9 protein-coding genes are annotated in these 10,521 nt (G+C 60.3%); all 9 read left to right on the top strand.

Annotated features, from left to right (window positions below):
• Positions 1-11 precede the first annotated feature (11 nt).
• Positions 12-1,010 carry a hypothetical protein gene (locus tag BM007_RS16590; RefSeq protein WP_032647680.1) on the top strand — a complete coding sequence of 333 codons (999 nt, stop codon included), beginning with the start codon at positions 12-14 and terminating at the stop codon, positions 1,008-1,010.
• 9 nt (positions 1,011-1,019) lie between these two features.
• Positions 1,020-1,832 (top strand): type VI secretion system accessory protein TagJ, encoded by an 813-nt coding sequence (locus BM007_RS16595; protein WP_024909841.1) that lies wholly within the window; start codon positions 1,020-1,022, stop codon positions 1,830-1,832.
• Positions 1,825-2,388, top strand: a complete 564-nt coding sequence (gene tssE, locus BM007_RS16600; protein WP_024909842.1) for a type VI secretion system baseplate subunit TssE — start codon at positions 1,825-1,827, stop codon at positions 2,386-2,388. Before BM007_RS16595 ends, tssE begins: the two co-directional genes overlap by 8 nt.
• Before the next feature lie 2 nt (positions 2,389-2,390).
• Positions 2,391-4,262, top strand: coding sequence for a type VI secretion system baseplate subunit TssF (gene tssF, locus BM007_RS16605; RefSeq protein ID WP_090419874.1), 1,872 nt, complete (start codon positions 2,391-2,393; stop codon positions 4,260-4,262).
• The gene (gene tssG / locus BM007_RS16610; protein WP_090419877.1) at positions 4,259-5,299 is read left to right on the top strand and encodes a type VI secretion system baseplate subunit TssG; all 1,041 of its coding nucleotides are present in this window, start codon (positions 4,259-4,261) and stop codon (positions 5,297-5,299) included. Before tssF ends, tssG begins: the two co-directional genes overlap by 4 nt.
• 34 nt (positions 5,300-5,333) lie before the next feature.
• A complete protein-coding gene (gene tssH, locus BM007_RS16615) occupies positions 5,334-7,949 on the top strand; it encodes a type VI secretion system ATPase TssH (protein WP_090419880.1) in 2,616 nt (871 codons plus the stop codon).
• 24 nt (positions 7,950-7,973) lie between these two features.
• Complete coding sequence (locus BM007_RS16620) at positions 7,974-9,392, top strand: serine/threonine protein kinase (protein WP_090419883.1); 1,419 nt, start codon at positions 7,974-7,976, stop codon at positions 9,390-9,392.
• 233 nt (positions 9,393-9,625) lie between these two features.
• A complete protein-coding gene (locus BM007_RS16625) occupies positions 9,626-10,036 on the top strand; it encodes a hypothetical protein (RefSeq protein WP_231597158.1) in 411 nt (136 codons plus the stop codon).
• 64 nt (positions 10,037-10,100) lie between these two features.
• Positions 10,101-10,521, top strand: a 421-nt coding sequence (locus BM007_RS16630; protein WP_217642347.1) for a contractile injection system protein, VgrG/Pvc8 family, incomplete at its 3' end; no start/stop codon positions are given.

A 10,521-nucleotide genomic window follows, 5' to 3' on the forward strand; every position in this document is an offset into this window, starting at 1 on the left:
CAAGGAACGATATGAAACTTTGGCTATCGGGTTTGGCACTTCTGGCGGCGACCTCCACCGCTCAGGCTGAAAATTTCCGCATCGTGCAGTCTCCTGCGCAGAAGCTGGATATCTGGATCGACAACATCAAAGACAACACGCCGCAGAGCTGGTGTAAGCCTGAGGTGGCGCTGCGCATTGTGGCAAACGGCAAGAAAGACGTCTCCGTGCTGGAGAACTTTGTGCCGCGTCTTGGCTCACTGCTGGAACACCAGTGCAGCAAAGTGAATAAGCTTAGCTGGACGCTCAACGATCCGGCGGGTACCACGCTGGCGCAGGGCACGGCTGGCAAAGCGCAGGACTGGGCGCTGGTGGTGAAACAGGAGCAGGCCGCACCTGCTGCGACCGTCACCGCAACCCCAGCCAGCGGCGCGTTACTGCCGCCAGACCAGAACGCTGCATCCCGCACTGTCGCGGCCGACCGCACGCCGTGGCAGGAATTCACCCTGCAGGACGGCTGCCACCTGCGCACCTTCTGGGAAGGTGGCGCTTCCGCTCCGGCGCTCTTTATTCCGGATTCTGACACCACCCGCTGCGGGAACGGCAGCTGGCTGAGCGGACACACCGTTGTGTCGCAGTCCCGCAACGGCGGGCAGAAAGAGATGGCGGTGACCTACATTCATGGCTTCCCGGTGACCGGACTGAATCAAAGCGCCGATCCGGAAAACGCGCTGATCACTTCCGTCAACAAAGAGCGCATGGTATTCAGCACCCCAAACAGCGACCAGAGCTGGATGATCCTGCCTTACGACAACGCCCTGAACAGCTGGAAGAGCAACGGCACGGTCGCGGTGGAGATCTCCCGTGAAACCGCCAGCGATGATGCAAAGCTGCAGGCGCGTATCGCGGCGGTGAAAAAAACCTGGAGCGCCTGGGTCGCACCCGGCACGCCGCTGAATATCGTTCTGATTGACACCCTGCGTCCTCAGCTGCGCGATCCGGCCGTCGGCGCATGGCGCGCGGCGAATTAAGGAATGGCTATGAATACGCTCTATCAACACCTGGCGGGTGAGTCGCTCAACGACGCGCTCGCGCGCCTTGAAGCTGAAATCAAAGCCCGTCCGGCGGATGCCGACCTCCGCGCCGCGTTCGTGCAGTTTTTAACCCTCAGCGGCAACTGGACGCGCGCCCTGACCCAGCTGAAAAGCTGGCTGGCGCTGAAGCCGCAGGCGAAACCCACCGTCACGCTGCTGGAGCAGTCCATCCAGGGCGAGCTGCAGCGCGCGCAGGTGATGGCGGGACAGGCGCGTCCGGCCATGCCTGAAACCCAGTGGCCGTGGCTGACTACCCTTGCCGCGGCGCTGAGCGAGGAGGGCGAGCGCGCCCGGGCGCTGCGTCTTGAAGCGCTTGAACAGGCTCAGGCAAACCCTGGTCACATCGCCCTCGAAAATGAGGAGACGCAGGCTTTTGACTGGCTGATGGACGGCGACGCCCGTCTCGGCCCGGTCTGCGAAACCATCGTGAACGGCCGCTATTTCTGGCTGCCCTTTAGCGCTATCGCGGAGATCCGTTTCCAGGCGCCCGCCAGCGTGACCGATCTAGTCTGGCGTCACGCCCTGGTGCGCCTGACCGACGGTACGGAGCAGGTGTGTCAGATCCCGGCGCGTTATCCGTTTGCAGACGACGCCTCTGATGCGGTCAAACTGGGGCGCACCACCGACTGGCACCCGCTCGATACTGACGGCACGCTGTATGAAGGCCAGGGCCAGAAGGCCTGGCTGAGCGAGCAAAGCGAAAGTCCGCTGCTGTCGCTCAGCCTCGTGACGTTTGCAACGGATGGAGCCGATGAGTAATCCCGCTGGCGAAGGCGATCTGCTGCGCAGCGGCTGGCAAGCCCGCAGCAAGCAGGAGAAGGTGGGGGCGCGCGACAAAATGCAGCCCTCGCTGCTGGATCGCCTCACCGATAACGACCCGGAAAAAAAGCGCGAGTCGGCCAACAGCAATCTGATCACCCACGCCGCCCTGCGACGCAATGTTCTGCGCGATCTGCAGTGGCTGTTTAATACCATCAACCACGATGCCTCCGGTGATTTGAGCGCGTTACCGCATGTGAGCCGCTCGGTGGTTAACTTCGGCGTCGCGCCGCTGGCCGGGAAAAGAATGTCGGACATCGAATGGCACGACATTCAGCGCAAGCTCACCGAGGCCATCATCAATTTTGAACCGCGCATTTTGCCGCAGGGGCTGCAGGTCCGCTGCGTGTCGGATACCTCCTCGCTGGATCTGCACAACGTGCTCTCCATCGAGATCAAAGGGCGTTTATGGTGTGTGCCTTACCCGCTGGAGTTTCTGTTTCGTACCGATGTCGATCTGGAAAACGGCCATTTTGAACTGAAAGATGCGGGGTAATCATGGAAAGTAAACTGCTCGAATACTACAACCGTGAGCTGGCCTACCTGCGCGAAATGGGGGCCGAGTTTGCCGAACGCTATCCTAAAGTCGCCGGGCGGCTGGGCATGCGCGGCATCGAGGTGGCGGACCCGTATACCGAACGTCTGATGGAGGGCTTCGCCTTCCTGACCTCCCGCGTGCAGATGAAAATGGACGCGGAGTTTCCGCGCTTCTCTCAGCGTCTGCTGGAGATGATTGCGCCGAACTATCTTGCGCCCACGCCGTCGATGGCGATCGCGGAGATTGAGCCCGACAGCAGCAGGGGTGACCTGAGCAAGGGCTTCATTGTGCCGCGCGGTACCATGATGGACAGCCTGGCGCTGAAAAAAACCGGCGTGACCTGCAGCTATACCACGGCGCACGAGGTCAACCTGCTGCCGCTGAAAATCGACAAGGTCGAGCTGGGCGGCGTGCCCGCCGATCTGCCGCTCGCGCAGCTGGGGCTGAGCCAGCGGGGGATCGGCAGCGCTCTGCGGATCCGCATCGCCTGCGACGGCCCGCAAAACCTCGGGCACCTGGATTTCGACCGTCTGGAATTTTTCCTCGGCGGTCCGGACATTGAAGCGCTGAAGCTGCTGGAGCTGGTGATGGAGCACCACGTTGGGATCGTCTGTCAGACGGTCGGCCCGCAGCCGCAGCGACAGCTGCTGGCGTCGGATGCGCTGCGCCAGGAGGGTTTTGAGCCTGACCAGGCGCTGCTTCCGGACGATCTGCGCAACTTTGACGGCTATCGCCTGCTGCAGGAGTATTTCGCCTTTCCGGCCCGTTTCCGCTTCATTAGCCTAAGCGGCCTGAGCAAGCTCATCCAGCGCTGTGAAGACGAAAAAGCCTTCGATATCTTTATTCTGTTGGATAAGTCGGATGAACAGCTGGAGCGCGTGGTCGATGCCAGCCACCTGGCGCTGCACTGCACGCCGGTCATCAACCTGTTCCCAAAGGTCGCGGCGCGTCAGAAGCTGAATGAGGGCCAGCATGAATACCATCTGGTGGTGGATAACATCCGTCCGCTGGATTATGAAATTTACGCGGTCAAAAAAATCTATGGCAGCGCGGACGGCCAGCGTGATGACCAGACGTTTCGTCCTTTCTGGAGCACCTGGAGCGGCGATGCGGGCAACTACGGGGCCTATTTTTCCCTGCGCCGCGAACAGCGCGTGCTGTCCGAGCATGCTCTGCGCTACGGCACCCGTACCGGCTATATCGGCTCGGAGGTCTTTGTCTCGCTGGTGGATGAACAGCACGCCCCCTGGCAGGAAAACCTGCGCTATATCTCTGCCGAGGTACTCTGCACCAGCCGCGACCTGCCGCTGATGCTGCAGCAGGAGCTCGGGCAGTTCATTATGGCCGATTCCATGCCGGTGAAATCCCTCACGCTGCGTAAAGGCCCGACGCCGCCGCGTCCGGCGCTGGCCGAAGGGTTCAGTACCTGGCGGCTCATCAGCCAGCTGCAGATGAACTACCTCAGCCTGATGGACAGCGAAAACGAAGAGGGCGCAGCCGCGCTGCGACAGCTGTTAGGGCTGTACGCCAACCTGGCAGAAACGCCCGTTGCGCGTCAGGTGGAAGGCGTTCGTCACTGCGTGCTGGAACCGGTTCACCGCCGCGTGCCAGAACCCGGCCCGGTCGTTTTCGCCCGCGGGATCGGCATTACCCTGACGGTGGATGAGCGAGCCTTTTCCGGCGCCAGTCCGTGGCTCTTCGGCAGCGTGATGGAGCGTCTCTTTGCCCGTCTGGTGTCGATCAACAGCTTTACGGAGTTCACCCTGAAAAGTCAGCAGCGCGGCGAGATTGGCTACTGGGCGCCGCGCATGGGTAAAAGGGCGCTGATATGAGTGACACCGCTGCACCGCTGCGCGTGCATCGCCTGACGAAGCTGCCGGATGCGTTCTGGCACGGGGTCCGCGAGACGCCCTGGCGCTACGATCTGTTTCAGCTGTTAAGGCGCATTGATGCCCAGGGCGGCGAGCGCTACCCGCTGGGCCGCGCGCCGCTGCCAAAATTTGAACCGCTGCGCATCGGCCAGCAGCCGTCGATGAGTTTTGCCCCGTCGACGCTGGCTCAGGTGCGTCAGCGGGAGGAAAGCGGGCTGCATGAGGTGTCTATCCTCAGCTTCGGCCTGTTTGGCCCGAACGGCCCGCTGCCGGTCCACATGACCGAATACGCCCGCGAGCGTATTTATCATCATCAGGACACCAGCCTCAGCGCGTTTGCCGATCTGTTCCATCACCGCCTTGCGCTGCTGTTTTACCGCGCCTGGGCGGATGCGCAGCCCACCGTCTCGCTGGATCGCGCTGATAACAGGCGCTTTGAGGACTACCTGGCGTCGCTGATTGGCATGGGGCAGCCGGGTCAGATGAACAAAGGCAGCCTGAGCTCGCATGCCCGCTTTACCCACGCCGGACACCTGACCCGTCACGGGCGGGATCCGGAGGGGCTGGAGAAGATCCTGCGCAGCTATTTTAAGGCGCCGGTTAAGCTGGTGAGCAACGTGCCGCAGTGGATGCCGCTTTCCACGCGCGAGCAGGCGCAGCTGGGAGCAGGACGCCGCATGCCGCGCATGGGTGAGTCCGCTTTTCTCGGCGTCGCCGTCCGCGACGTGCAGCATAAGTTTCGCATCGACATTGGCCCGCTGAGCGCGGAGGAGTACAACCGTTTTCTGCCGGGGGAAGCGTGGGTCACCGAACTGCGTGACTGGGTGCGTCAGTACGCCGGGGTGGAGTTTGAATGGGAAACACGGGTGATCCTGCGTGAAGACGCGGTGCAGGGCACCACGCTCGGCGGTGCCGGGCGATTAGGCTACAACACCTGGCTGGGCCTTCAGCCGCGGCCTGTCCCGCGTGGCGATCTGGTGTATTGCGCAGAGCGATAATTTTTCTAACGCATTGTTATCAATGGAACCGAACATGTCAGAAATAAGCCGTGCCGTGCTTTTCGGCAAACTGGATACGCTGTTATTTACCTCTCTGGAAAGCGCCACTGCGTTCTGCAAGCTGCGCGGCAACCCCTATGTTGAGCTGGTGCACTGGCTGCATCAGCTGATGCAGCAGCAGGATGGCGATCTGCAGCAGGTCATCCGCCACTTTGCCCTTGATGAACAGCAGCTGACGCGCGATATCGTTGCGGCGCTGGATGTCCTTCCGCGCGGGGCGAGTTCCGTTTCCGATCTCTCCGAACACATCGACAGCGCCGTTGAGCGTGCCTGGGTCTTCGGCTCGCTGAAGTTTGGCGTCAGCCGTATTCGCGGCGGCCATTTGCTGATCGGCATGCTGAAAACCTGGAATCTGGCCAACGTGCTGAAAAGCATCTCGCCGCAGTTCACCCGCCTTAACGTCGAGGTGCTGATTGAGCAGTTCGACGCTATTTGCGCCAACAGCAAAGAGACGCAGCAGGCCGCTGCCGCCGTCGATGCGCCGGCGGGTGCAGTACCGGCTGCGCAGGGGACGCTGGCCCAGTACGGCCAGGATCTGACCGCCCGCGCCCGCGACGGGAAGATTGACCCGGTTGTCGGGCGCGACGAGGAGATCCGCCAGATGGTGGATATCCTGATGCGTCGTCGCCAGAACAACCCGTTGCTGACCGGGGAAGCCGGGGTCGGGAAAACGGCGGTGGTGGAAGGTCTGGCGCTGCGTATCGCCGACGGCGACGTGCCGGAGCCGCTGCAGAACATTCAGCTGTGGCTGCTGGATATCGGCATGCTGCAAGCCGGCGCAGGCATGAAAGGCGAGTTCGAGGCCCGGCTGCAGGCGCTTATTAATGAAGTCCAGTCCAGCGCCACGCCGATCATTCTGTTTATTGATGAGATCCACACCCTGATTGGCGCAGGCGGCCAGCAGGGGACCGGCGATGCGGCAAACCTGCTGAAGCCCGCGCTGGCGCGCGGTCAGCTGCGCACCATCGGCGCCACTACCTGGGCGGAATACAAAAAGTACATCGAGAAAGACCCCGCGCTGACCCGTCGTTTCCAGACGGTGCAGGTGCACGAGCCGGACGAAGCGAAAGCCATTCTGATGCTGCGCAGCACCGTGTCGCCGCTGGAGACGCACCACCAGGTTCTGCTGCTTGACGAAGCGGTCAGCGCGGCGGTGAAGCTGTCGCATCGCTACATTCCGGCGCGTCAGCTGCCGGATAAAGCCGTTGCGCTGATCGACACCGCCTGCGCCCGCGTCGCGGTCAGCCAGAGCGCGCCGCCTGCGCAGCTGGAAGACTGCCTGCGCCATCTTGCCGCGCTGGACGTGGAAATTGAGATCGCAGAACGCGAGGCGCGCGTCGGTGCCGGAGACGCTGAGCGCGTAGCAACGTTACGCGCCGAACGTGACGCGTATGAGACAAAACGCGAAGCCCTGTCCCGGCGCTGGGAAGAAGAGCGCAGTCTGGTGCAGGAGATTATCCGCCTGCGCGCCGCGCTGTTCGCGGCGGGCGAAGAAGATACCGCTGAGCTGCGCGGCAAGCTGACGGAACAGCAGCAGGCGCTGAACGCCTTACAGGGTGATGAACCGCTGCTGTTTGCGGCGGTGGATGAAAACGTGGTTGCCGCGGTGGTCTCTGACTGGACCGGGATCCCGCTGGGCCGGATGGTGAAAAACGAGATCGACGCGGTGCTAAACCTTGCCGACACGCTGAACCAGCGCGTTATCGGACAGCGTCACGGTCTGGATCTGATTGCCCGCCGCGTGAAAACCTCGCGGGCGAAGCTCGACGATCCCAACAAACCGGTGGGCGTCTTTATGCTGTGCGGCCCGTCCGGCGTCGGTAAAACCGAAACCGCGCTGGCGCTCGCGGAGTCGCTGTACGGCGGCGAGCAGAACGTTATCACCATCAACATGAGTGAGTTCCAGGAAGCGCACACCGTGTCCACCTTAAAAGGTGCGCCTCCGGGATACGTAGGGTATGGTGAAGGCGGCGTGTTGACCGAGGCCGTGCGCCGCCGCCCGTACAGCGTGGTGCTGCTGGACGAAATTGAAAAAGCGCACCCGGACGTCCACGAAATCTTCTTCCAGGTCTTTGATAAAGGCTGGATGGAAGACGGAGAGGGGCGCCACATTGATTTCCGTAACACCATCATTATTCTGACGTCTAACGTCGGCACCGACCTGATTAGCGCCATGTGCGCCGATCCGGAGCTGGTGCCGGAGCCGGACGCCTTGAGCGGCGCGCTGCGCCAGCCGCTGCTGGAGGTCTTCCCGCCCGCGCTGCTGGGCCGTCTGCTGGTGGTGCCGTATTACCCGCTCAGCGACGAGATGCTGGGGCAGATTGTTCGCCTGCAGCTCAAGCGCATTCAGCGTCGTCTGGAAGAGAATCACAGCATTATTTCTGAGTTTGACGACAGCGTGGTGGAACAAATTGTTCAGCGCTGTACCGAGGTGGAGTCCGGCGGCCGCATGGTGGACGCTATTCTGACCAACACTCTGCTGCCTCAGATGAGCCAGATCTTACTTACCGCCAGCCGCAGCGACGAGCAGTACCGACGTCTGCACGTCACCTGCGAGCAGGGCGAGTTTCACTGTCAGTTTGCCGCGTAATAATCATCAAGAGAACTGTAAAAGATGACGGATAATGATAACAATCGGACTGTCCCAAACGCGCTCCCGGTCGGGTACCGCTTCAACGAGTTTGAAATCAAAGAGGTGATCGGCGGCGGCGGTTTTGGCATTGTCTATCGCGCGTGGGATCACCAGCTCGAACGCACTATCGCTATCAAAGAATTTATGCCTTCCTCGCTCGCCGTGCGCGGCGACGACATGACCCTGGTGCTGCGCAGCGAGCGCTTTGGCAAAGCGTTCTCCGCGGGCCTGAACAGCTTTATTCAGGAAGCGCGTCTGCTGGCGCGCTTTAACCACCCGAACCTGCTGCACGTCCTGCGTTTCTGGGTGCAAAACGACACGGCCTATATGGGGACGCTGTTTTACAGCGGCACCACGCTGTCGCGCCTGCGCGAAGAAAAGCCGGAGCTGATCAACGAAGCCTGGATCCGCCGCACGCTGCCGATGCTGTTCGGTGCGATCAAGACAATCCACGACGAAGGCTACCTGCACCGCGATATCTCTCTGGATAACATTCAGATTCAGGATAACGGCCTGCCAGTGCTGCTCGATTTCGGCTCCGCGCGACGCACCATCGGTAATCTCTCCGACGAAACGGAAACCATGCTGCGTCCGGGATTTGCGCCGATTGAGCAGTACACCGACGACAACGAAAGCGAGCAGGGCCCGTGGACGGATATTTACGCCCTCGGCGCGGTGCTGCGTACTCTGATTGTGGGTTCTCCGCCGCCGGTCAGCGTGGTGCGCTCTATTCAGGATACCTGCAAACCGCTGGTGGAAATCATGCCGCAGGGCTATTCCATTCCGCTGCTGCAGGCCATTGACCGCGCGCTGGCGCTGCACATGGAGGACCGTCCGCAGTCCATCGACGAGTTCGCCGCGCTGATAGAGATGCCGGTCGCCGGTATCAACGATGTGCTGACGGCGAAAAAGCCCGGCACGATGCTGGTACCGGTGGAGGAGGAACAACCGGCTTCGCTACTCGACTGGCGCCGCTACAAGATCCCGGGCATGGTTGCCGCAGGCGTGCTGGTCGGCGTTGTCGCTGGCGCGATGCTGTTCAGCGGCGGTAACGATGCGCCTGAGCAGGCTGCGCAGGCACCGGCAGAGACGCGTCCAACCGAAACCGCCGCGAACACGCCAGACGTGAAGCCAGAAACGGCGAAGGTAAGCGAACCGGCGACGGCACAGCAGACGCCACCGCCTGTCGCGAGCCCTGTTGCGTTGGTCTATATCCGCATCCTCGACGGCGAAACGCTGAAAGTAAACGGCGAGCCAAAAGCGCTGCGCCCGGGAACCAACGGCTATGCATCGCTCAAGCTGCCAGCCGGTGAGGCGAAGATTGAACTACAGGGCAACGGAAGAACGCGTGGCCAGACGCTGGATATTGCCAAGCCGGGCACCTGGCTGGTGAATCCGTAGGAATATAAACAGGAGATACTATGGAAGTGTACAATCTTCGAAGCCAGAGGCTTCACATCCAAAGGAATGTGAGAAGGTTGTCTCTCCTGTTTATGCGTTTTGAATTTAACCCTAATCTGGAGAGTTGAGTTGAAGCCAACATGTGCCTCCCCATTTTTGTAAATAATAATATCGGGCGTACACAAAACAACCTCGCTCATTTAAATAGCAATCTATGGTATTTCTGGGGAAGCATGGATCTTCTCGCAATGTTACTTTATTGCGTGAATTCAGTTCGCCACGACAGAATTCCATTCATTTCTGATGCAAAAGCGTTTGGTGATTCGTTGCATTATTATGCAGGTGATGGTTTCAGCATTTTGGTCATGCTTTTTTTTGTGCTTGACTTACTTTTATTACTCTCTTTGTTTACTTCGGCCTGGTTATTCTTCAAGCGAAAGATTGGAGCGGTTAAATTTGCCCTTGCTCAGGAATTATTTCGCTTGATTTCATTCAGATGTTCGGTCTCATTGTTCCCTCTTTTATTAAGTATGTTTGATATTTCAAACATCTGGTTGAATGTAGGTTTATTTGTCACATCAGAGTCACTGAAAATCTACTCTCTTGTTTTTTGGATGATCAAGAGGGAAAAGCCCCTTTCTTGAATGACACTTTATCACAGATGCGAACCCCTTTTCTGCATCGCATAAGCTAGATGGAATAAAGATTATGCTCAACCGAATTACCGTTCAGCTCCCGGTGGAGGGGCTTCTGTTCTGGAAACTGACGGGCCGCGAGGCGATGTCCGAGTCGTTCGCGCTGACGCTGACCGTGCTCGGCACGGACGCGCGCATCGACCGCAGTAAGCTGCTGGGCCAGCCGGTCACGGTGACCATCCCGACGCAGAGCCTGCTGACGTCCCGCTATATTAACGGCAAGATTACCCGCGTGGCGGTCAGCGCCGTTGAGCTGACGGGCACCCGCTATGCGGTGTACCAGCTGACGGTGGAGCCGGACCTGTGGCCGATGAAGCGCGACCGTAACCTGCGTATTTTCCAGGGGCAGACGGTGCCGCAGATTGTGAAAACCCTGCTGGGTGAGCATCAGGTTAACGTTGAGGACAAACTCACCGGCAGCTACCGGGTATGGG

This window comes from Enterobacter sp. NFIX59 (genome assembly GCF_900113755.1).
In the GTDB taxonomy this organism is placed as follows: domain Bacteria; phylum Pseudomonadota; class Gammaproteobacteria; order Enterobacterales; family Enterobacteriaceae; genus Enterobacter; species Enterobacter pseudoroggenkampii.

What these genes read in the sequence shown, in the direction of transcription:
- BM007_RS16590 (WP_032647680.1), top strand. Translation starts at nt 12, where the DNA reads ATGAAACTTTGGCTATCGGGTTTGGCACTTCTGGCGGCGACCTCCACC.
- BM007_RS16595 (WP_024909841.1), top strand. Translation starts at nt 1,020, where the DNA reads ATGAATACGCTCTATCAACACCTGGCGGGTGAGTCGCTCAACGACGCG.
- tssE (WP_024909842.1), top strand. Translation starts at nt 1,825, where the DNA reads ATGAGTAATCCCGCTGGCGAAGGCGATCTGCTGCGCAGCGGCTGGCAA.
- tssF (WP_090419874.1), top strand. Translation starts at nt 2,391, where the DNA reads ATGGAAAGTAAACTGCTCGAATACTACAACCGTGAGCTGGCCTACCTG.
- tssG (WP_090419877.1), top strand. Translation starts at nt 4,259, where the DNA reads ATGAGTGACACCGCTGCACCGCTGCGCGTGCATCGCCTGACGAAGCTG.
- tssH (WP_090419880.1), top strand. Translation starts at nt 5,334, where the DNA reads ATGTCAGAAATAAGCCGTGCCGTGCTTTTCGGCAAACTGGATACGCTG.
- BM007_RS16620 (WP_090419883.1), top strand. Translation starts at nt 7,974, where the DNA reads ATGACGGATAATGATAACAATCGGACTGTCCCAAACGCGCTCCCGGTC.
- BM007_RS16625 (WP_231597158.1), top strand. Translation starts at nt 9,626, where the DNA reads ATGGATCTTCTCGCAATGTTACTTTATTGCGTGAATTCAGTTCGCCAC.